Source organism: Pseudomonas sp. H1_A03 (assembly GCF_054685145.1).
Genome location: NZ_CP162829.1, coordinates 4,226,610 through 4,246,760, shown reverse-complemented (window position 1 = coordinate 4,246,760; position 20,151 = coordinate 4,226,610). Strand labels below are relative to the sequence as shown.

The window sequence follows — 20,151 nt, the reverse complement described above, 5'->3', positions numbered from 1 at the left end:
GCGGCATGGAAAAAATTTAATTGACCAAGAAGAACGATCGTTCTACTGTTCGCCACATGAACGACATGATCAGTAATGAAACCCGCGAAATCATCCTCGACGTCACCGAAAAGTTGATCTACCGCCATGGTATCGCCGCCACCGGCATGGACTTCCTGGTGAAAACCGCCGGTGTCTCGAGAAAAAGCATTTACCGCTACTTCGCCAATAAAGACGAACTGGTGATTGCCGCTCTGCAGCGCCGCGATGAGCGCTGGATGCAGTGGCTGCGCGACGAGGTGGAGCGCAGCGAAGGCACAGGTGAGCGCCTGCTTGCGCTGTTCAGCGCGCTCAAGGCCTGGTTCGGTACTGCGGATTTTCGTGGCTGCGCCTTTATCAACACCAGTGGCGAAACCGGCGACCCGCAAGACCCGGTGCGCCTGCTGGCCAAGGCGCATAAACAAAAACTGTTCGAGTATGCACTTGAACTGTGTCAGGCACATGGTACCCCCGACCCTGAACGGCAGGCCGCGCAACTGCTGATCCTGATCGATGGCGCCATTACCGTTGCCCTGGTGATGGGCGATTCAACAGCGGCCGATAATGCGCAATGCATGGCGCAAACGTTATTGGGACTTTGAACGCACTGGCAGGCGCAACGCTCGATAAAACCTATTGTTTGAGGAATTGCCCGATGTCATCAATTGCAGAAACACGTCCGCCCTTGCCGCCGTTTACCCGCGCGTCGGCCATCGAAAAAGTGCGCCTGGCCGAGGACGGCTGGAATTCGCGCGACCCGCAACGGGTGTCCCTGGCCTACACCCTGGACACGCAGTGGCGCAACCGTGCCGAATTCGCGCATAACCGCGAAGAAGCCAAAGGCTTTCTGACCCGTAAGTGGGCCAAGGAGCTGGATTATCGGCTGATCAAGGAGCTGTGGGCGTTCACCGATAACCGCATCGCGGTGCGCTATGCCTATGAGTGGCACGACGATTCGGGTAACTGGTTCCGCTCTTATGGCAACGAGAACTGGGAATTCGATGAGAACGGCTTGATGGCCAATCGTTTTGCTTGCATCAACGACCTGCCGATCAAGGAAAGCGAACGCAAGTTCCACTGGCCGCTGGGCCGGCGCCCGGATGATCATCCGGGGCTGTCCGACCTGGGCTTGTAACCCTTTGGAACTGGCTTGCCTGCGATACACCGAGGTGCCTGCATGGCAGGCAAGCCAGCTCACACATGGACGTGTCGGCCTACCTCAGTCCTGATTCAGCCCAACCCGATACAGCACGCCATCCTCCTCATCCGTCAGCACGTACAAAAAGCCATCGGGCCCCTGCCGCACATCGCGGATCCGCGCTTTCAAGCCGCCCAGCAAACGCTCCTCGTGAACGACCTTGTCGCCATCGAACTGCAACCGGATCAACTCCTGGCTGACCAGCGCGCCGATAAATACGTTGTGCTGCCAGGCTCTGAAGCGGTCTGCATCGTAAAACGCCATCCCGCTGATCCCCGGTGATTTCTCCCAGACGTGATGCGGCGGCACCGTGCCCTCCACCGTCTTGCCCTTGGCTTCGGGTATGGGTGTCAGCGAATAGTTGATGCCATGGGTTGCCAGCGGCCAGCCGTAATTCTTGCCCCGTTCGATGATGTTGATCTCATCGCCGCCGCGCGGCCCATGTTCGTTTTCCCATATCGTGCCGCTCCACGGGTTCAATGCCAGGCCCTGGGGATTACGTTGGCCGTAGGACCAGATCTCCGGGCGTACGCCTTGCTGGCCGACAAACGGGTTGTCATCCGGCACGCGGCCATCCGGGTAGATGCGCACGACCTTGCCTTGCAACTTGTCCAGGTCCTGGGCCGTCGGACGATCGTTGTTTTCCCCAAGGGTCACGAACAGGTAGCCGTCACGGTCGAAGGCCAAGCGCGAGCCGAAGTGATTGCCGGTGGACAGCTTAGGCTCCTGGCGCAGGATCACTTTGAAGTCGGTCAAGCCACTGAGGTCAGCCGCCAGGCGACCACGGCCCACTGCAGTGCCGGCCGTGCCGCCCTCGCCGCCGCCTTCCGCGTAGGACAGGTAGACCATGCGGTCCTGTTTGAAATCCGGCGACAGCACCACGTCGAGCAGACCGCCCTGCCCTTTGGCCCACACTTCAGGCACGCCCTTGAGTGGCGCGGAGAGCTTGCCGTCCGGGCTGACAAAGCGCAGGTGGCCGGGGCGTTCCGTCACCAGGAAGCCTTGCTTGTCCGGCAGAAAGGCCACCGCCCATGGATGGTCCAGGCCTTTGGCAATCGGGGTGGCAGTGATGCTGCCTTGTTCGCTGGGAAACTGCTGGGCCTCGGCGGCGACAGCGGCCGTCAACGGCAGCAGCGTGGTTGCGCAAAGGGCGGCTAACAAGGTTTTGCGTAGAAACATAAGGCGGGATCCTTACCGGCGATTGCCGCTGGCGTCATAAGTAGGGGCTTTGGTTTCGGTGGCCGGGCGGTTCGGGGTGGCATCGCGCTGGGGATAGCGGTTGCCGATGCCGCCGTTCTCCAGGGTCGGCGTACGTGTGGTCGGCCCAGTCTGAATACCGCGAATGGCCGGCGCATTGGGCTGGGTGCCCTGCATGCTATTGGGGTTGGCCCGGTGAATCGGACCGTTGTTGGAGTTGTTGTTGCCGGGCAGGTTTTGCGCATAGGCCAAAGGGGCAAGGGCCAAACTCAACACCAGCGCCGCAACGTGACGCACACAGCTGTTCATGACATAGCCTCTCTGGGGCGAGGAGTACGTGCTTTCGATAACACGCTACGCCTCAGGTTCGGCTTTCGACACTAAATAGTTTCTCATCAGGTGTAACACGATCTGTCCGTGCATCTGTCCGTGGAAACTTTTCGCACAGGGTCCGAGTCACCAGAACACAGCCTCTATGTAAGGAATCGCACATATGCCACGGGCAATCTGGAAAGGCGCCATCAGCTTTGGCCTGGTGCATATACCGGTGTCACTGGTCTCGGCCACATCATCACAGGGCGTTGACTTTGACTGGCTCGACAAACGCAGCATGGACCCGGTGGGCTATAAGCGCATCAACAAGACCACCGGCAAGGAAGTGACGAAAGAGAACATCGTCAAAGGCGTCGCGTTCGAGAAAGGCCGTTACGTGGTGCTCAGCGAAGAAGAAATCCGCTCGGCCCACCCCAAGTCGACCCAGACCATTGAAATCATCGCTTTTGTTGCCAGCGACCAGATTCCGTTGCAGAACATCGACACCCCCTACTTTCTCGCCCCGGACAAACGCGGCGGCAAGGTGTATGCGTTGCTCAGGGAAACCCTTAAAAAAACCGGTAAAGTCGCCCTGGCCAATGTGGTGCTGCACACCAAGCAGCACTTGGCCGCATTGATGCCCCTGGACTCGGCCTTGATACTGGTGATGTTGCGCTGGCCCGCCGAGGTGCGCAGCCTGGACGATCTGGAACTGGGCAGCGACGTGACCAAACCCACGTTGGCCAAAGGTGAGTTGGACATGGCCAAGCGTCTGGTGGAAGACATGAGCGCCGACTGGCAACCGGATGACTACCGCGACAGCTTCCAAGAGAAAATCATGGCGCTGGTGGCCAAGAAGGCCAAGGCCGGCAAGATCGAGGACGTGGAAAGCAGCACGGACGGTGAGGAGCGTAAATCTGCCGATGTGATTGACCTGACGGAATTGCTCAAGCGCAGCCTGGCCGGTAAGCCGGCGAAGAAGCCTGCGGTGAAGAAATCTACCAAGGCCTCATAAGTCATGCCAAAGCCCCTCAGCGACTACAACCGCAAGCGCGACTTCGGGATTACCGCCGAACCGGCAGGCAGTGCGCCCGCCGGCAAACGGAAGGCCTCGGCGCTGTCCTTCGTGATCCAGAAACATGACGCGCGCAACCTGCACTATGACTTCCGCCTGGAGCTTGATGGCGTGTTGCTCAGTTGGGCGGTACCCAAAGGCCCGAGCCTGGACCCGAGCCAGAAACGCCTGGCCGTCCACGTTGAAGATCACCCCCTCGGCTATGGCAGCTTCGAAGGCAATATTCCGGCGGGTCAGTACGGCGCAGGCGACGTTATCGTGTGGGACCGCGGCGTGTGGCAACCCCATGACGACCCGCACAAGGCCTACGCCGCCGGCAAGCTCAAATTCACCTTGGTTGGCGAGAAGCTCTCAGGCGACTGGACCCTGGTGCGCACCCGCCTGAAGGGCAGCGGCGATAAACAACAATGGCTGCTGATCAAGGAAAAGGACGCACAGGCACGCCCTGCCGATGACTACGATATTGTCCAGGCCCAACCGAACAGCGTGCTCAGCAACGCCTCGGTCGGCAAACCCAACGCTAAAGCCAAACCCAAGCCCAAGCCGCAAAAAACCTTAGCCACCCTCCCCGAGCAATTCGCCCCGCAATTGGCCACGCTGGTGGACCGCGCGCCAGAAGGCGACTGGCATTACGAAATCAAGTTCGACGGTTACCGCATGCTCGCGCGCATTCGTGACGGCGAGGTACGCCTGTTCACCCGCAATGGCCATGACTGGACCGAACGCCTGCCCCGTCAAGCCAAGGCCCTGCAAGCGCTGAAACTCAAGGACAGCTGGCTCGACGGTGAGGTGGTCAGCCTAAACGGCGACGGCCTGCCGGACTTCCAGGCGCTGCAAAACGCGTTTGATATTGGGCGCAGCCTGGACATTGTCTACTACCTGTTCGATGCGCCGTTCCTCAATGGCCAGGACCAACGCCAGGCGCCTGTCGAGGAGCGCCGCGCAGCCCTCAAGGCCGCGCTGGCCGGTAGTCGAAGCAAGTTGCTGCGCTTCTCCGAAGCGTTCACTGCGCACCATCGTGACATCTTTGAAAGCGCATGCGACCTGGCCCTGGAAGGCGTGATCGGTAAACGCCTGGGCAGCCCCTACGTGTCGAGTCGCAGTGCCGATTGGATCAAGCTCAAATGCCGCTTGCGCCAAGAGTTTGTGATTGTTGGCTACACCCGGCCGCAGGGCTCACGCAGTGGTTTCGGGGCGCTGTTGCTGGCGGTGAATGATGATTCCGGGCTGGTGTACGCCGGGCGGGTGGGCACAGGCTTTGATCAGGCGTCGCTGAAGTCGATCTACGCGCAACTTACGCCATTGGAGTGCAGCACGTCCCCCCTGGAAAAACCGCTGACCAGCGCCCAGGCCCGCGGTGTGCATTGGGTGCAGCCGACGCTGGTTGGCGAGGTGCAATTTGCCGAATGGACCCGGGAAGGCGTGGTTCGCCAGGCCGCGTTCGTCGGCATGCGGACCGATAAACCGGCTGCGCAGATCATTCATGAGCAACCGCGCACGGCCAAATCCATGAAAACCGCAAAAAAAACCAGCGGCAACGTGAACATCACCCATCCCGACCGCGTAATCGATAAGCAAACCGGTACGCAAAAACAGCAACTGGCGCAGTTCTACGACAGCATCAGCCAATGGATTCTGCCCTTCCTGCGGCACCGTCCGGTTTCGCTGCTCAGAGCGCCTGAGGGCATTGAAGGCGAGCAGTTCTTCCAGAAGCATTCCGAGCGGCTCGCGATTCCTAACATCAAGCAACTGGATCAGGCGCTCGACCCTGGTCCTGCACGCCTGATGGAAATCGACAGCGCCGCTGCATTGATCGGTGCGGTGCAAATGGGCACCGTGGAGTTCCACACTTGGGGCGGCACCACCGACAAGATCGAAACCCCGGACCTGTTTGTGCTCGATCTCGACCCCGACCCGGCACTGCCTTGGAAAGCCATGTTGGAAGCGGCGCAGCTCACGCTGTCGGTGCTTGACGAATTGGGGCTGCAAGCGTTCGTCAAGACCAGCGGTGGCAAGGGCCTGCACCTGGTCGTGCCACTGGCGCGGCGCGACAATTGGGACACCGTCAAGGCATTCGCCAAGGCGATTGCCCAGTTCATGACCGCGCAATTGCCGGAGCGTTTTACCGCAACGTCAGGGCCCAAAAACCGTGTCGGCAAGATCTTTATCGACTACCTGCGCAATGCTCGAGGCGCCAGTACCGTGGCAGCCTACTCCGTGCGTGCGCGGCCTGGATTGCCGGTGTCGGTGCCGGTCAGTCGTGAGGAATTGAAGGGCTTGCGTGGTGCCCAGCAATGGACGGTCGTCAACGTGCATGAGCGTTTAAAGGCGTTGAAGGTTGATCCCTGGGACGGGTATGCCAATCGCCAGAAAATCAGCAAGAAGATGTGGGATAAGCTGGGCGCCCATCCGCCGCCGTGAAGAGCGCCCAGAGTGCGCCTCAGATCAGTACAAAGATCAACGCCAACCCAGCGAAGATCGCCCACTTTTCCAGGTAGTAGCGCATGCGGTTGCGCTTTTTCAGCGCTTTGCCGCGCAGACGGATTTTATACAGGCGCGCGAAGGCGCGGTTGAGCCCCCCGGTCTGGTCACCGGCATCGTTAGGCGAGCCCGCAGCGGCCATGACGGTACGGCTGAACCAGCGATTGAACGCCGCGGCCCAGCGGTACTTCATCGGACGCTCGATATCGCAGAACAGGATGATGCGGTTCTGCTGCGTGGTGTTTTCGGCGTAGTGAATGTAGGTCTCGTCGAACATCACCGGCTCGCCATCACGCCAGTAGTAGTTTTCGCCATCCACATTGATGTAGCAGCCCGGGTCATTCGGGGTATCCAAGCCCAAGTGATAGCGATACGAGCCTGCATACGGGTCGCGGTGGCGCACCAGCCTGGAACCTGGCGGCAGTTCGGCGAACATCGCGGCCTTGATCGAGCCAATGCCCTGGACCAGCTCAGTGGTGCGCGGGCAGAGCTTCATCGCGGAAGGATGGCTGTCGCCATACCATTTCAAGTAAAAGCGCTTCCAACCGGATTTAAAGAAGGAATTGAAACCTACGTCGTTGTACTGGTCCGAGCGCTTGATCTCCCCGGCGCGCATCAGGGCCAGGCCTTCCTGGCGGATTTCTTGCCAGTGCGCCTGCAGCGGGCTCAGGTCCGGGAAATCGCCGGGCGACAGATAAGGTCGGCTGGGCAGTTTAGAGAAGAGGTAGAGAAAGCAGTTGACCGGTGCCAGGAAGGTCGAATGATCACTGAGTTGGCGGCCTAGCTTATGCCGCACCCGACCGCGCAGGTGTACATAGGCAATCGAGGCAACGTAGAGCATTACAATGATGAGTTTCACGGGGATTCGTCACACGTCAGAAGAAAACAGGCAGCTCCTGCGTGCCCACTACGGCCGAGGTTGGAGAGCAACACCTGAAATCACAATTCACACAATCGGCACGACCGGCTAAGTGACAATCCGACCCGTAGCCCTTTGCCGTTATTTAGCCACAAGTTGTAACCAAAAGTTAAACAAGAATTGTGAAAAGCTGTCTTGTGAATGTGATGGGCGGGCTTGTTGTGTGGCAAGCCCGCGAGGGGTTCGGCCCGTCCTATTGGCGTGGCAGCCGACGCTCATCTAACACAGAAAAGGGTCCGGATTCCCGACGAACTTGGACGAAATGCCGGATCAACGCCACCAACACGCCCAACATCAGCCCTGCCACCAAGCTCAATGCAATGATCAAGGCCTTCCTTGGCTTGATTGGGTTCAAGGGCTCCTGCGCCTGCCGGTCGACTGTCACCAGTTTCAGCGCACTCATGTCGATATTCAGGCCACGCAGCCGGGCCTCCTCTGCCCAGAGGGGTTCAACGTCTTGCAGGAATATGTCTTCATCTTTACGGCTTTCGAGGACCTCCACTTGGCGATTGACGTCAAGCATGCGCAATTCCTTGCCAATATCAGCAATGCGACTGTTGGTAAAATCATCATTGGTTCGTTGGGTCAACGCGGTCCGCTCGGCTTGCAACGCCTCGGTGCCCATGAAGTACAACGGAATCTTCTGGTTGGTCACTTCAGTGCGCATCACTTGGTTCGCGCCACGAAGTGCATCAGCGCCCATGGCAGAAGGCGTGGTGGGGTGCTTGATGCCGATTGACTTGGCTATCGAGATAGCCTCAGCCAGTTCGGCCAGCCGATTGGTGCGTTGCGTCCTCATCTGCAGGCGTAACGCGGTGAGCTCGTCTTGCAACTGAGCGCGTTTGACTTTATCCGACTCCAGCAATCTGGCGATTTGCGACGTTTTGCCTGCTTCATAGTTGGCACGTGCCGCATCGATCTTGCCTTTGAGCTCATTGAGGCGATTGTTGACGATCACCTTGAGGTCCGCCCCCACCTGATCGCGCTGCTGCGCGATGGCGTAAGCCACAAACCCGTTGAGAATTGCCACCCCGTCGATCCCATTGGGGTACTGCATTTCCAAGCGGATGGACGTGTTGAGGACGTCAGGCTTCTTGGGGTCCGGCAGCACCAGGCGAATGGCATTATTGTTGAATGTCTCAAAGCTCTGCTCCAGGCTGCGCCCAGGCTGCTCAAACGCCTCGAACAGCGCGGGATTGGCCCTGAAGAAGCCCAGGCGCGCTTCGTATGAGTCCAACTGTGCGCCTACTTTGCTCAGCGCCTCGGCCGGCGGTAGCTTGTACACTTCGGAACGGTTGAGGGCATCCAGTTCATTGATTGCGGCAGGCCGCAGCACACTGCTGACCTGGTAAACCGGGGTCGCAAGATACGCGTAGCCTACTCCCAGAAGGCCCGCCAGGATCGTGCAACCAATGACCAGTTTTTTTTGCTTCCAGATAGCACCGAACAGTTCAAAGAGATCGATTTCATCCGACGGTAAATGGCGATGCAGCTGGGGAGTGTTATTCAAAATTAATACACCCTGGTGAGTTGAAATCCAGCGCCCATAAAACACAGACCTGGATAGCGACTGAATAAACAGGGGGCAACGTCCGGGCCGGAGCATTACGCGGCCCTCTGCCGGCAAAGGGACCACCCCCATCCACTGAAGCATTACACCTAAGCAACAAGAGGCTTCATTTCAGTGACACGGGTGTCATGACTGACAGGCACCGAGCGTAAAGGAGGTCCGTTACAAGACGTTACCCGGAGGCCAGGCAACGTAACGCGAATTGCCTGTCTTTTAAGGAAGAATTTCTGTGAAAACTAAAAAATAGGATTATTCCTACGCGTAATTACGCAAAAAGTAATAAGAAATGCTGCATTTCCTCTAATGAACGACGGAACCCCCTTCAGCAAAAAGGAATTTGTATGTCATCTATAACAGACCCCGATTTCCAAGCCCTTCAAGGTGCCTGGGAACAAATAGCGCTCGAAGACAGTGGCGTGCTCAACCCCGTCGATGCCCACAGCGCCCCGGGTGCAATCACCACTATTACCGGCGACCGATTCGAAGTGAAGACCGTCAGCGGCGAGGTATTGCTGGCTGGCCGGTTTTCCCTGGACAGCAGCACCGTTCCCAAGAGCATTACCTGGATCGACTCCATAGGGGATGACGCAGGCAAACACTTGCCTGCCAGTTATCGCCTTGAAGAGGATGAATTCGTGTTTATTGCAGCCGATGAAAGTATGCCCAGGCCAATTGCGTTCAGTACTGGCCCAGGTCAAACCATGCGCACTTTCGTGCGGCGCGCCTGATCGGAACGCCATCCGAATGAGCGACAGTATTTTCACAAAACCTTCACCTTCGGGTCTATAGGGTGAAGCCTACCTACTCCAGTGAATCCCTTAGCCCGCCTCTCCTCGCGGGCTTTTTTTTGCCTGTCGACTATCGGTTCAATCGGCGCGCTTGATGGCGGTCAGGGTGAAGCACATCGGCAATTGCGCAGGCTGGTGTTCGTACCTGTCGTAAAGCTCTTCGCGATTGGAGTGGGGATATTCCTGCAAGTCGCTGATCTGTAACTGCGCGCAGATCGCGGCATTTACCACCTCACCCAACGTGTGCACGTACCAGTAGGACGTTGGCCCGGCAACTTCGCCCTGGCCTTCATAGACAATTGACTCCTGCAGCACAAAGGGCTCGCGCTGGAAGTAAGAGCTGGCTGGCAAGAAGGGGTTTTGCGCCCGAGGATCAAACACCTCCAGGAACGGATGGGTTTCATACATCACCAGCGTGCCGCCAGGTTTCAAGGTGCTGGCGACGTGGCGCATGAACAGCGCCACATCCGGCATCCAACCCAGCACGCCGATAGTCACCAAGGCGATATCGAAGCGTTGGTGCAAATCCTGCGGCAGGTGATGGATATCGCTTTCAATGAACTCGGGATTGTGCGGCGAGACACTGGCCAGTTCACGGGCCTGCTGCAGAAACGCTCGTGATTGATCCACTCCTACCGCCGAGCGCGCGCCCAGGCCAAATAACGATAAGGTTTCACGACCGTTGTTGCAGCACAGTTGCACCACATCCTTGCCGGCCACGCCGATGTCTTGCAGCAAGCCGGTAAGGGTGGGGTCCAGGCAAGAAAAACCGGCGTCACCCACGCTGTTGAGCAACGCGTTCCAGGTGTCGGTGGTTTTATGCAGGTTGGCAGATTGGTCCCAGGCGTCCTTGTTGCTGGCAATCGCCTGTTGCGCTGAGGGCATGTCCATTGCATCTCCAGATAATCAATACGGCGGGACTCAGAAAATAAGCCAAGCGCCTATGGATTAAAACCCCGAGCAGCGTGCGAAACTTATCGCAAATCCCATGGGTCATTAACGCAATGCGCGTTCTGCCCTCGAACGCCGCCTCCGAAGATCTCGCCATGGACAAACAGTCTGACCTGCGTAACGCCTTGTCCCTGGACAGCCTCAATTTCTTCTTGGCGGACGTCCGCGATGGCCTGGGCCCCTACCTCGCCATCTACCTGCTGGCCGTGCATAAATGGGACCCGGCCAGTATCGGCGTGGTCATGACCCTGGCCGGTATCGCCGCGCTGCTCACCCAGGGCCCGGCGGGCGCGCTGATTGATCGCACCCGCAGCAAGCGCGCCGTGATTGCGCTGGCCGCCATCGTAGTGACCCTCAGTTGCGTGCTGCTGCCTTTCGTCAGTTCTTTCGGCCTGGTAGCGCTGACCCAGGCCGCCAGTGCTGTTGCCGCTTCGGTGTTCGCTCCGGCGATCAGCGCGATTTCCCTGGGCATTACCGGGCCACGCGCCTTCACCCGTCGTACAGGGCGTAACGAAACCTTCAACCACGCGGGTAACGCCGTGGCCGCACTGCTGGCTGGTGGCCTGGCCTACCTGTTTGGTCCTGTGGTGGTGTTTTACCTGATGGCGTTTATGGCAGTCGCCAGTGTCTTGGCAGTGAGCTGCGTGTCAGCAGCAGCGATCGACCACGAAGTTGCCCGCGGCTTCGATCCTGAGCATCACACCGATCATGAACAACCTTCCGGCCTCAAGGTATTGCTGGCGAACCGCCCGCTGTTGTTATTCGCCATCTGTTGCGCCCTTTTCCACTTGGCCAATGCCGCCATGCTGCCGCTGGTCAGCCAAAAGCTCTCACAGATAAACCTGCAAATGGCCACGCCGCTGACATCAGCCTGCATTGTCGCCGCGCAATTGGTGATGGTGCCGATGGCCTGGCTGGTCGGGCTCAAGGCCGACATCTGGGGGCGCAAACCCTTGCTGATGGCCGGTTTCATGATCCTGCCGCTGCGCGGTGTGCTCTATACGCTGTCCAGCGATCCTTACTGGCTGGTGGCGGTGCAAATGCTCGACGGCATCGGCGCAGGGATTTTCGGCGCGTTGTTCCCGGTGATCGTCAAGGACCTGACCCAGGGCACCGGCCGCTTCAACGTCAGCCTGGGCGCCCTCTCCACCGTGTTCGGCCTGGGGGCGGCGCTGAGCAGCAGCCTGGCCGGTTTCGTGGTGCAGCAAGCGGGCTACAACGCGGCGTTCCTGACACTCGCCGGCGTTGCCGCGCTGGCCCTGGCGCTCTTATGGCTGGCGATGCCGGAGACGTTGGTGAAACCATCCTTCGCTCGACATACAACTGTCGCCTGACATATGCGACAATGCGCGCCAAATTCCAACACACATCCAAAATTTTCTGCTCAGCGACCGGGTTTCGCGCCTTGATGTCGCTGTTGACGCATGCCTGAAGGCTCCTGCCGACACGCTCGCAACCCATTGATAGGTAAAGTAATTGATCTCCACAGCTAACATCACCATGCAGTTCGGCGCCAAGCCGCTCTTCGAGAACGTCTCGGTCAAGTTCGGCGCAGGCAACCGTTATGGTTTGATCGGTGCCAACGGTTGCGGCAAGTCGACCTTCATGAAAATCCTCGGTGGCGACCTCGATCCGTCCGGCGGCCAGGTCATGCTGGAGCCGAACGTGCGCTTGGGTAAGCTGCGCCAGGACCAGTTCGCCTACGAAGAATTCACCGTGCTCGACACCGTGATCATGGGCCACGAGGAACTGTGGAAGGTCAAGGCCGAACGCGATCGTATCTACTCGCTGCCGGAAATGAGCGAAGAAGACGGCATGGCCGTGGCCGAGCTGGAAACCGAATTCGCCGAGATGGACGGCTACACCGCCGAATCCCGCGCCGGTGAGCTGCTGCTGGGCCTGGGCATTCCCCTGGAACAGCACTTCGGCCCGATGAGCGAAGTGTCCCCTGGCTGGAAACTGCGCGTATTGCTGGCCCAGGCGCTGTTCTCCGACCCTGAAGTGCTGTTGCTCGACGAACCGACCAACCACTTGGACATCAACACTATCCGCTGGCTGGAAAACATCCTGACCCAGCGTTCCAGCCTGATGATCATCATCTCTCACGACCGTCACTTCCTGAACAGCGTGTGCACCCACATGGCTGACCTGGACTACGGCGAGCTGCGCCTGTTCCCGGGCAACTACGACGAGTACATGACTGTAGCGACCCAGTCCCGCGAGCAATTGCTGTCGGACAACGCCAAGAAGAAGGCGCAGATCTCCGAACTGCAATCCTTCGTCAGCCGCTTCTCGGCCAACGCCTCGAAAGCCAAGCAAGCCACCTCCCGCGCCAAGGCGATCGACAAGATCCAGCTGGCCGAGGTCAAGCCTTCGAGCCGTGTGAGCCCGTTCATCCGTTTCGACCAGAACAAAAAACTGCACCGCCAGGCGGTCATTGTCGAGCGCATGGCCAAAGGCTTCGATGGCAAACCGCTGTTCAAGGACTTCAGCTTCCAGGTTGAAGCAGGCGAGCGCGTGGCGATCATCGGTCCGAACGGTATCGGCAAGACCACGCTGCTGCGCACCCTGGTCAACGAACTGACGCCGGATGCCGGTAGCATCAAGTGGACCGACGCGGCTGAGCTGGGCTACTACGCTCAGGACCACGCCCATGACTTCGAAGACGACATGAGCTTGTTCGACTGGATGGGCCAGTGGACTCAAGGCGAGCAAATGATCCGTGGCACCTTGGGTCGCATGCTGTTCTCCAACGACGAGATCCAGAAGTCGGTGAAGGTGATTTCCGGTGGTGAGCAAGGCCGCATGCTGTTCGGCAAGCTGATCCTGCAAAAGCCGAACGTGCTGATCATGGACGAACCGACCAACCACTTGGACATGGAATCCATCGAGGCCCTGAACCTGGCACTGGAGAACTACCCGGGCACGCTGATCTTCGTCAGCCACGACCGTGAGTTCGTATCCTCCCTGGCCACCCGCATCATCGAGTTGAGCGCCACCGGCGTGATCGACTTCAGCGGCACCTATGACGACTACCTGCGCAGCCAAGGCGTGGTGTTCTAACCCGACTTGCCCTGCTGACCGGACTTACCGTAGTGAGCGGGCTTGTCCCGCGCTGGGTGGCGAAGCCGCCCTAAAACCAAACACCGCGCTCTGTCTGACAGACCGCGGTGTTTTTTATTGGGGTGGCTTCGCCACCCAGCGCGGGACAAGCCCGCTCACTACATAGTTAGGCTGCTTTCTTTTCTCCCGGCCCCTTGCCATGATGCGCCTACCGCCCGCCAGCGAACGAGTGCCATGCCTGCCGCCACCCCCAACTCCCTGTCGATCACCCTGCAGATCGTCTCCATCGTCTTCTACACCTTCATCGCCTTTATCTGCATCGGCCTGCCGATTGCGGTCATCCCTGGCTATGTACACGAGCAACTTGGGTTCAGCGCTGTAGTGGCCGGCATCACAATCGGCTCGCAATACCTCGCCACCCTGCTCAGCCGTCCCATGGCCGGGCGCATGTCGGATAACGTCGGCACCAAGCGTGCAATTGTGTTGGGGCTGGCCGGGATTCTTGTGAGTGGCGTGCTGACGTTCTTCGCGACGCTGGTGGAAAGCCTGCCGTCGCTGAGCCTGGGCATTCTGATCGTCGCACGTCTGTTGTTGGGTGTGGCCCAAGGGTTGATCGGCGTGGGCACCATTGGTTGGTGCATGGGCCAGGTCGGTGCCGAACACACCGCGCGGTCGATTTCGTGGAATGGCATCGCGTCCTACGGTGCCATTGCCATTGGTGCACCGCTGGGTGTGGTGATGGTGGCCGAATACGGCTATACCAGCCTCGGCCTTGCGCTGTCAGTGTTGGCGGCGCTGGGCCTGGTGCTGATCCGCAACAAACCATCGGTGCCGGTTGTGCGTGGCGAGCGCCTGCCATTTTGGGCAGTGTTCGGGCGTATCGCGCCGTTTGGCGCCAGCCTGTGCCTGGCATCGATTGGCTATGGCACCCTCACCACCTTTATCACCCTGTACTACCTCTATCGAGGCTGGGTCGGCGCGGCGTACTGCCTCACGGTATTTGGCGCGTGCTTCATCCTGTCACGGCTGGTGTTTATTTCCGCCATCAGCCGTTTTGGTGGCTTTCGGGCAGCGATTGCCTGCATGACCATCGAAACCCTCGGCCTTACGTTGCTATGGCTGGCGCCGTCCACCGGGGTAGCCTTGATTGGAGCCGGGCTGACCGGCTTTGGCTTGTCACTGGTGTACCCGGCGCTGGGGGTGGAAGCCATCAAGCAGGTGCCCAACAGCAGCCGAGGCGCGGGGCTGAGTGCGTATGCGGTGTTTTTTGACTTGGCCCTCGCGATCGCCGGGCCGTTGATGGGCGCCGTGGCCTTGAACCTCGGCTACGGCTGGATCTTCTTCTGCGCCGCGCTGTTGTCGATCACCGCCCTGGGCGTGACCCTGTTGCTCATGCGCCGCGCTTACTGATCAGCCGTTTGCATACCGGCGCGGGTGGATTGACCGAGGGTGTGGCTGAAAAAACGCCCCGCCTCAGAGATCAAGTCACGGTGAATGCCTTCACGGTCGACACCGTCAGCATCCGTGCAAATCGCCGGCATCGCCGCCAATTGGTCGCTGTCACACGGCGCCATGAACACGAAGTGCCCTGCCCCGGCCAGCAGCTTGAAGTCCGGCGGCTCAGGCAGCTTGCGCGCCAGGGCGGCAGCGTTCTTGTCCACGGCCACCAACTTGTCACCATCGCCACTGTAGAGCAGCACCGGCACATGCACGTCGGCCAGGGTGTGACGACCGAACATCAGGCTCAACGGTGCCATCAGCATCAAGGCGTGAATGCGCGGGTCGGATTGCGGTTGCAGGTCATCGCGGTCCACCACCAATTCGCCCTTGGTGGTGCAGGCATCACGATCTTCCGGGCGCTGCTGACAGTAACGGCGCAAGCGGTCGAAATCCGGCTTGGCGCCCGCCAGGATCAACGCGGTTTCACCCCCGGCCGAGTAACCGATAACGCCCACCTGATCGACGTCAACAAAGGGCGACAGCATCGGATCGCCCAGGGTGGCAGTGATCGCTTCAGAAATCTGGATCGGCCGGCCATACAGGTTGCTCACCGTACCCAGTCGACTGTGGTCTTTGTAGTTGTCGCCAGGATGCAGCACCGCCACCACCACAAAACCTTTACGCGCCAGCGACGTGGCCAGGTCGTGCAGGGCCAGAGGTGTGCCAGTGTTGCCGTGGGACAACATCAACATCGGAAATCGGCCGATGGCAATCTTGGAATCTTCAGAGGCCGCGACGTGATAGGCGCCCAACGGCGTGGTGTGCTCAGCGTCGGTGGACGGGTAGAACGCGATGGCTTTCATCGGCTGCAAGTCCAGCGGGTCGAGAAAAGTCATGCGGTGGAAGCCCACACTCCAATGGGGGTGCGGTGCAGGGGCGGCGTGCACTGAAACCAGGCTGCCGAGCAGGGAAAGAACCATAACAGCACAAAGACGCATCATGGGGATGGCCACCTTTGCTGTGTGCCCACGTTCAACATCCGCGGCATATCTGGTTGAAAAGTCCATGGTTCAAGGCGCTCGCACCGGGTGATAACCCAATGCGTGCATAACCTGGGCCAGAGTAATGACAGCGGGTAAACGAAAAAACTCCATATTCCGGTCGTTTTGAGGCGATCAGAATACAGAGTTTAGACGCACCGCTTCAGATTGAAACGGGGAAACGTGCTGTTTTACATAAGCTTTACGCGGCGGCAAACAATTGTTCGTTGATGAGTACGTTGGCGTCGCTCAGGGATTTGCTACGGAACTCATCACCATACGCCAGGCCATGGGCGCGGACGAACTCGATGTCGGTGATGCCAAGGAAACCCAGCAGCACTTTCAGATATTCTTCGTGGGCTACACCGGTGGCTTGGCCGACGTGCAGGCCGCCCGACGTCGATACGATGATGACCTTCTTGTTGCCGCACAGGCCTTCCGGGCCGGCTTCGGTGTAACGGAAAGTCTGGCCGGCGACGGCGATGCGGTCGATCCAGGCTTTCAATTGAGTCGGGATGGTGAAGTTGTACATGGGCGCAGCCAGTACCACGGCATCCGCGGCGAGGAATTCAGCCAGTGTCTTTGCGCTGAGGTCGGCTTCTTGTTGCTGGGCGGCGTTGCGCTGTTCGGCCGGGGTGCCCAGGGCGCCCAGGGTCGCGCCGGAGAAGTGGTTGATGCCTTCGGCCGCCAGGTCACGGTAAGTCACTTCCACACCCGGCTCCGCCGCTTGCCAGGCCTTGACCACACCCGCGCTGAGCTGACGGGACGCCGAGTTGTCGCCGAGAATGCTGGAATCGATATGCAAGAGTTTCATGTGGGATCTCCGGTTAGGATCGTCAGGGGCGATCAGATGGTGGTGATGCTACGCATGAAACCAATAGCCGACAAGGCAGCTTAAATGCGATAGTTCGTCCCACTGACAGGACAATAGGCTGACCATGCAAGACCTCAACGACCTCTATTATTTCGCCAAAGTCGTGGAAGCCGGTGGCTTCGCGGCGGCCGGGCGATTGCTGGGAATTCCCAAGTCGCGGCTGTCGCGGCGCATCGCCGAGCTGGAAGAACGCCTGGGCGCGCGCCTGCTGCAACGCACCACCCGCCAATTGACCCTCACCGCCGTCGGCGAGCGCTACCTGCGCCACTGCCAGGCCATGCTGCTGGAAGCGGAAATGGCCGATGAGGCCGTGGCCAGCATGTCCAGCGAACCCCGTGGTCGGCTGCGGGTCAGCTGCCCGGTGGGCATGGCGCAGCATATTCTGCCGGAGCTGGTCGCGGGCTTTCTCGCTGCCCACCCCCAGGTGCAGTTGGAAATGACCCTGGTCAATCGCCGTGTCGACCTGGTGGCGGAAGGTATCGATGTGGCTTTGCGCGTGCGTGAACTCGGTGATGAAGACCCGCTACTGGTGACCAAACGCTTGCGCCAGGCCCAGACCGTGCTGGTCGCCAGTCCCGAATTCGTGCGCGAGCGCCGGGTCAACAGCCTCGACGACCTCAGGCAACTGCCCATACTCGGCGCACTGGAGGCAGACCGCATGGTGCATCAACGTATCCTCGACCCACAGGGCACCCCTCACGAACTGGTGATGGAGGCCCGCCTGGGCATCGAAGACTTCATTGTGCGTAAAGCCAGCGCCATCATGGGCGTGGGTTTTACCGTGTTACCGATGATGTATTGCGAAGAAGAGCTGGCCAGCGGCCGATTGGTGCAATTGTTGCCTGAATGGTCGTTGCCGGGCGGCTGGCTGCAGGCGGTTTACCCGCATCGGCGCGGCGTGCTGCCGGCGATACGTGCCTGGATCGACTACCTGGAAGAGGGCTTCAAAGGCTGTGGAGACCGCTTGCTATGAGGATGACCGAAGAACACGTCGCCAGCTTCTGCCTGAGCCTGCCCGGTGCGCGGGAGGACTATAAATGGGGCGGTGTGCGTGTGTTCTCGATTGCCGGCAACAAGATGTTCGCCCTGCAGAACCTGCGCGGTGAATCGCTGGCGTTCAAGGTCGATAAGGAACTGTTCCTCGGCCATGTGGACCGCCCAGGCATCCACCCGGCGCCGTATCTGGCCCGCGCGCAGTGGATCATCATGAACACGCCCTACCCGCTTGGGGCCGATGAACTGCGTGACTTGTTGCAGCGGTCCCACCAGTTGGTGGTCAGCAAGTTGCCCAAGCGCACGCAGGTCGGGCTGTTGCTGGATGATTGACGCAAAAGCACCCTAGTTATCTAAGTGACTATCGGCTGCTCTGCTTTTAATTTGCTCTGCTTTGCTTTTGATCTTGATCTTGATCTCAGGCGCCCCGTCAACCACGCTGGCCGAACGCAGGCTTGAATCCGTGGGTAACCCGGCAGGACGCCGGGTTAGCCGCGCTGGGCCAAGGATGGCCCATCGCGGCGGCCCACGGATTCAAGCCGGAGTGAGGGCACACCGAGCCTAGGCGAGGTGCCGAGTGGGGGGGCAAGAGCCCTTTGCTTACTTTGGGGCTTTTCCAAAGTGAGCCGCCGTAAGGGCGGAACCCTAAGTGGCCGTGACCGCAGCAACGGATATGTACCCCAACCAGAAAACTCTAGCGCCTGACACATAGCCATCGCAGGCAAGCCAGCTCCCACATTTGAACTTCATTTACACCTGATAGGGCTCGAGCGACTATCAGGCCGCCACGAGAGCAAGCTCCCTCGCCACAGGTCTGGCGTAGTACCAGATACCCAAGCCTAAAGCACCGAAACCAGTGTCCCACCCAAAAACAGCTGATCCAGCCAAAACACCTCGTGCAGCAACACAATCACCCAAAACAGCACCTGATAAGACACCTTGCGCGTCTTGTGCCGGAACACCTGCTGGGCAATCAACGCCCCCGGCCAACCGCCCGCCAGTTCCACGGCATGCAGGATATTCTCCGGCGTACGCCAACTGTCAGTGCGCGCCTTGCGCTTGTCGCTCCAATACAGGAAAAACGCAATCACGCTGACCACGCCATACGCCGCCAGCGGGATCACGGTCTCGCCGCGCTGCCACACCAATACCGAACCCAACAGCGGCGCCGCGCACAGCAGCACGAAGAGCGCTGCCTTCAAGCGTGGATGCTGAATCATCATGCCTTGGCCGCAGCCCAGTCGATCCAGCCGAATTGCCAGGTCGCCAGGATCAGCAAGCCAAACGCAATGCGGTACCAGGCAAACGCTGCATAGCTGTGGCTGGCGATGAATTTGAGCAAGCCCTTGACCGCAATCATCGCGAAGATGAACGAGGTCACAAAGCCGATGGCGAACACCGGCAAGTCCGCAGGCTGGAACAGGTCACGGTACTTGTAGCCCGAATACACCGCCGCACCCACCATGGTCGGCATCGCCAGGAAGAACGAGAACTCGGTGGCGGTCTTGCGCGACAGGCCGAACAACAGGCCACCGATAATGGTCGAGCCGGACCGCGACGTGCCCGGAATCATCGCCAGGCACTGCGCCAGGCCGACCTTGAGCGCGTCTTTCCAGGTGATGTCATCGACGGTCTCGGCGTGTACTTCGTGCTCGCGGCGCTCGGCCCACAGCATGATGACGCCGCCCACCACCAGCGCCGTGGCTACGGTGACCGGGTTGAACAGGTAATGATGAATCAGGTCGGCGAAAATCACCCCCAACACCACGGCCGGGAAGAACGCAATCAGCAGGTTGACGGTGAACCGCTGGGCCTTGCGCTGGGTCGGCAGGCCGCTGACCACTTCGAAAATCTTGCCACGGAATTCCCACACCACGGCCAGGATGGCGCCCAGTTGAATGATGATGTTGAACGCGTTGAAACGGTCGCCGGTAAAGTCGAGCAAGTCGGCGACGATGATCTGGTGGCCAGTGCTGGAAATCGGCAGGAACTCGGTAAGCCCCTCCACAACGCCAAGAATCAATGCCTGTATGGCGGTCCAAAAATCCATGCTTCCCCCAAAGGTCTTGCTCTATGGCAAGCCTCGTTGATCTTTTTAATGGTTCACTGACGACAAGACACGATGCTGGGTTTTACCCCCAACCCGCAAAAATCCTGTGAAAAATCAGACAGTACTCAGGTTTTCCGAATACAGGCCGAAAGCCTATCAGACAAGGCGGAAAAGTCGATGCA

The 20,151-nt window shown here is 59.4% G+C and carries 19 protein-coding genes; 10 read left to right on the top strand and 9 right to left on the bottom strand.

What is annotated here, in order from left to right:
* Window positions 1-56 precede the first annotated feature (56 nt).
* A complete protein-coding gene (locus tag AB4O35_RS19780; protein WP_065891018.1) occupies window positions 57-620 on the top strand; it encodes a TetR/AcrR family transcriptional regulator in 564 nt (187 codons plus the stop codon).
* 53 nt (window positions 621-673) lie between these two features.
* Window positions 674-1,153 carry a nuclear transport factor 2 family protein gene (locus AB4O35_RS19775; protein ID WP_049708495.1) on the top strand — a complete coding sequence of 160 codons (480 nt, stop codon included), beginning with the start codon at window positions 674-676 and terminating at the stop codon, window positions 1,151-1,153.
* An 84-nt stretch (window positions 1,154-1,237) separates the two neighbouring features.
* On the opposite strand, the gene AB4O35_RS19770 is transcribed toward AB4O35_RS19775, so the two are convergent.
* Together AB4O35_RS19770 and AB4O35_RS19765 are read right to left on the bottom strand one after the other, a co-directional pair.
* Window positions 1,238-2,395, bottom strand: a complete 1,158-nt coding sequence (locus tag AB4O35_RS19770) for a PQQ-dependent sugar dehydrogenase (protein WP_065945992.1) — start codon at window positions 2,393-2,395, stop codon at window positions 1,238-1,240.
* A gap of 12 nt (window positions 2,396-2,407) precedes the next feature.
* The gene (locus tag AB4O35_RS19765) at window positions 2,408-2,722 is read right to left on the bottom strand and encodes a hypothetical protein (RefSeq protein ID WP_065873195.1); all 315 of its coding nucleotides are present in this window, start codon (window positions 2,720-2,722) and stop codon (window positions 2,408-2,410) included.
* 184 nt (window positions 2,723-2,906) lie between these two features.
* Between AB4O35_RS19765 and ku the strand changes: the two genes are divergently transcribed.
* A complete protein-coding gene (ku, locus tag AB4O35_RS19760) occupies window positions 2,907-3,740 on the top strand; it encodes a non-homologous end joining protein Ku (RefSeq protein ID WP_065873196.1) in 834 nt (277 codons plus the stop codon).
* Window positions 3,741-3,743: 3 nt separating this feature from the next.
* Window positions 3,744-6,221: a DNA ligase D gene (gene ligD, locus AB4O35_RS19755; RefSeq protein WP_460149202.1), complete on the top strand. Its 2,478-nt coding sequence runs from the start codon at window positions 3,744-3,746 to the stop codon at window positions 6,219-6,221.
* A 19-nt stretch (window positions 6,222-6,240) separates the two neighbouring features.
* Here the strand turns inward: ligD and lpxO are convergent, their stop codons facing one another.
* Both lpxO and AB4O35_RS19745 read right to left on the bottom strand, forming a co-directional pair.
* Window positions 6,241-7,140, bottom strand: a complete 900-nt coding sequence (lpxO, locus tag AB4O35_RS19750; RefSeq protein WP_065873198.1) for a lipid A hydroxylase LpxO — start codon at window positions 7,138-7,140, stop codon at window positions 6,241-6,243.
* A gap of 253 nt (window positions 7,141-7,393) precedes the next feature.
* The gene (locus tag AB4O35_RS19745; RefSeq protein ID WP_065945993.1) at window positions 7,394-8,710 is read right to left on the bottom strand and encodes an LPS O-antigen chain length determinant protein WzzB; all 1,317 of its coding nucleotides are present in this window, start codon (window positions 8,708-8,710) and stop codon (window positions 7,394-7,396) included.
* A gap of 401 nt (window positions 8,711-9,111) precedes the next feature.
* Between AB4O35_RS19745 and AB4O35_RS19740 the strand changes: the two genes are divergently transcribed.
* Window positions 9,112-9,498 (top strand): TIGR03067 domain-containing protein, encoded by a 387-nt coding sequence (locus tag AB4O35_RS19740; RefSeq protein ID WP_065873200.1) that lies wholly within the window; start codon window positions 9,112-9,114, stop codon window positions 9,496-9,498.
* Between the two features lie 138 nt (window positions 9,499-9,636).
* Here the strand turns inward: AB4O35_RS19740 and AB4O35_RS19735 are convergent, their stop codons facing one another.
* The gene (locus AB4O35_RS19735) at window positions 9,637-10,449 is read right to left on the bottom strand and encodes a class I SAM-dependent methyltransferase (protein WP_065873201.1); all 813 of its coding nucleotides are present in this window, start codon (window positions 10,447-10,449) and stop codon (window positions 9,637-9,639) included.
* A 155-nt stretch (window positions 10,450-10,604) separates the two neighbouring features.
* Here AB4O35_RS19735 and AB4O35_RS19730 point away from each other — a divergent pair, with 155 nt between their 5' ends.
* The 3 genes from AB4O35_RS19730 (at window position 10,605) to AB4O35_RS19720 (ending at window position 14,982) form a co-directional block, all read left to right on the top strand.
* A complete protein-coding gene (locus AB4O35_RS19730; protein ID WP_065880456.1) occupies window positions 10,605-11,843 on the top strand; it encodes an MFS transporter in 1,239 nt (412 codons plus the stop codon).
* A 142-nt stretch (window positions 11,844-11,985) separates the two neighbouring features.
* Window positions 11,986-13,572 (top strand): ABC-F family ATPase, encoded by a 1,587-nt coding sequence (locus AB4O35_RS19725; RefSeq protein ID WP_082224316.1) that lies wholly within the window; start codon window positions 11,986-11,988, stop codon window positions 13,570-13,572.
* Between the two features lie 234 nt (window positions 13,573-13,806).
* On the top strand, window positions 13,807-14,982 hold the full coding sequence (locus AB4O35_RS19720; protein WP_460149201.1) for an MFS transporter: 1,176 nt from the start codon (window positions 13,807-13,809) through the stop codon (window positions 14,980-14,982).
* Here the strand turns inward: AB4O35_RS19720 and AB4O35_RS19715 are convergent.
* Together AB4O35_RS19715 and AB4O35_RS19710 are read right to left on the bottom strand one after the other, a co-directional pair.
* Complete coding sequence (locus AB4O35_RS19715) at window positions 14,976-16,013, bottom strand: alpha/beta hydrolase family protein (protein ID WP_065891022.1); 1,038 nt, start codon at window positions 16,011-16,013, stop codon at window positions 14,976-14,978. The genes AB4O35_RS19720 and AB4O35_RS19715 overlap by 7 nt on opposite strands.
* A 241-nt stretch (window positions 16,014-16,254) precedes the next feature.
* Entirely contained in the window at window positions 16,255-16,866 is a 612-nt protein-coding gene (locus tag AB4O35_RS19710) for an FMN-dependent NADH-azoreductase (protein ID WP_065880454.1), read from the bottom strand.
* A 124-nt stretch (window positions 16,867-16,990) separates the two neighbouring features.
* On the opposite strand from AB4O35_RS19710, the gene AB4O35_RS19705 reads away from it, so the two are divergent.
* Together AB4O35_RS19705 and AB4O35_RS19700 are read left to right on the top strand one after the other, a co-directional pair.
* Window positions 16,991-17,899 carry a LysR substrate-binding domain-containing protein gene (locus AB4O35_RS19705; RefSeq protein WP_065873206.1) on the top strand — a complete coding sequence of 303 codons (909 nt, stop codon included), beginning with the start codon at window positions 16,991-16,993 and terminating at the stop codon, window positions 17,897-17,899.
* Window positions 17,896-18,252 carry an MmcQ/YjbR family DNA-binding protein gene (locus tag AB4O35_RS19700; protein ID WP_065873207.1) on the top strand — a complete coding sequence of 119 codons (357 nt, stop codon included), beginning with the start codon at window positions 17,896-17,898 and terminating at the stop codon, window positions 18,250-18,252. Before AB4O35_RS19705 ends, AB4O35_RS19700 begins: the two co-directional genes overlap by 4 nt.
* A 506-nt stretch (window positions 18,253-18,758) precedes the next feature.
* On the opposite strand, the gene AB4O35_RS19695 is transcribed toward AB4O35_RS19700, so the two are convergent.
* Both AB4O35_RS19695 and AB4O35_RS19690 read right to left on the bottom strand, forming a co-directional pair.
* On the bottom strand, window positions 18,759-19,142 hold the full coding sequence (locus AB4O35_RS19695) for a DUF1294 domain-containing protein (RefSeq protein ID WP_065880453.1): 384 nt from the start codon (window positions 19,140-19,142) through the stop codon (window positions 18,759-18,761).
* Window positions 19,139-19,969 (bottom strand): undecaprenyl-diphosphate phosphatase, encoded by an 831-nt coding sequence (locus AB4O35_RS19690; RefSeq protein ID WP_065873209.1) that lies wholly within the window; start codon window positions 19,967-19,969, stop codon window positions 19,139-19,141. Before AB4O35_RS19690 ends, AB4O35_RS19695 begins: the two co-directional genes overlap by 4 nt.
* Window positions 19,970-20,151 lie beyond the last annotated feature (182 nt).

What these genes read in the sequence shown, in the direction of transcription:
- AB4O35_RS19710 (WP_065880454.1), bottom strand. Translation starts at nt 16,866, where the DNA reads ATGAAACTCTTGCATATCGATTCCAGCATTCTCGGCGACAACTCGGCG.
- ku (WP_065873196.1), top strand. Translation starts at nt 2,907, where the DNA reads ATGCCACGGGCAATCTGGAAAGGCGCCATCAGCTTTGGCCTGGTGCAT.
- AB4O35_RS19720 (WP_460149201.1), top strand. Translation starts at nt 13,807, where the DNA reads ATGCCTGCCGCCACCCCCAACTCCCTGTCGATCACCCTGCAGATCGTC.
- AB4O35_RS19730 (WP_065880456.1), top strand. Translation starts at nt 10,605, where the DNA reads ATGGACAAACAGTCTGACCTGCGTAACGCCTTGTCCCTGGACAGCCTC.
- AB4O35_RS19780 (WP_065891018.1), top strand. Translation starts at nt 57, where the DNA reads ATGAACGACATGATCAGTAATGAAACCCGCGAAATCATCCTCGACGTC.
- AB4O35_RS19705 (WP_065873206.1), top strand. Translation starts at nt 16,991, where the DNA reads ATGCAAGACCTCAACGACCTCTATTATTTCGCCAAAGTCGTGGAAGCC.
- AB4O35_RS19695 (WP_065880453.1), bottom strand. Translation starts at nt 19,142, where the DNA reads ATGATGATTCAGCATCCACGCTTGAAGGCAGCGCTCTTCGTGCTGCTG.
- AB4O35_RS19690 (WP_065873209.1), bottom strand. Translation starts at nt 19,969, where the DNA reads ATGGATTTTTGGACCGCCATACAGGCATTGATTCTTGGCGTTGTGGAG.
- AB4O35_RS19700 (WP_065873207.1), top strand. Translation starts at nt 17,896, where the DNA reads ATGAGGATGACCGAAGAACACGTCGCCAGCTTCTGCCTGAGCCTGCCC.
- AB4O35_RS19770 (WP_065945992.1), bottom strand. Translation starts at nt 2,395, where the DNA reads ATGTTTCTACGCAAAACCTTGTTAGCCGCCCTTTGCGCAACCACGCTG.
- AB4O35_RS19735 (WP_065873201.1), bottom strand. Translation starts at nt 10,449, where the DNA reads ATGGACATGCCCTCAGCGCAACAGGCGATTGCCAGCAACAAGGACGCC.
- AB4O35_RS19765 (WP_065873195.1), bottom strand. Translation starts at nt 2,722, where the DNA reads ATGAACAGCTGTGTGCGTCACGTTGCGGCGCTGGTGTTGAGTTTGGCC.
- AB4O35_RS19740 (WP_065873200.1), top strand. Translation starts at nt 9,112, where the DNA reads ATGTCATCTATAACAGACCCCGATTTCCAAGCCCTTCAAGGTGCCTGG.
- AB4O35_RS19775 (WP_049708495.1), top strand. Translation starts at nt 674, where the DNA reads ATGTCATCAATTGCAGAAACACGTCCGCCCTTGCCGCCGTTTACCCGC.
- AB4O35_RS19715 (WP_065891022.1), bottom strand. Translation starts at nt 16,013, where the DNA reads ATGATGCGTCTTTGTGCTGTTATGGTTCTTTCCCTGCTCGGCAGCCTG.
- ligD (WP_460149202.1), top strand. Translation starts at nt 3,744, where the DNA reads ATGCCAAAGCCCCTCAGCGACTACAACCGCAAGCGCGACTTCGGGATT.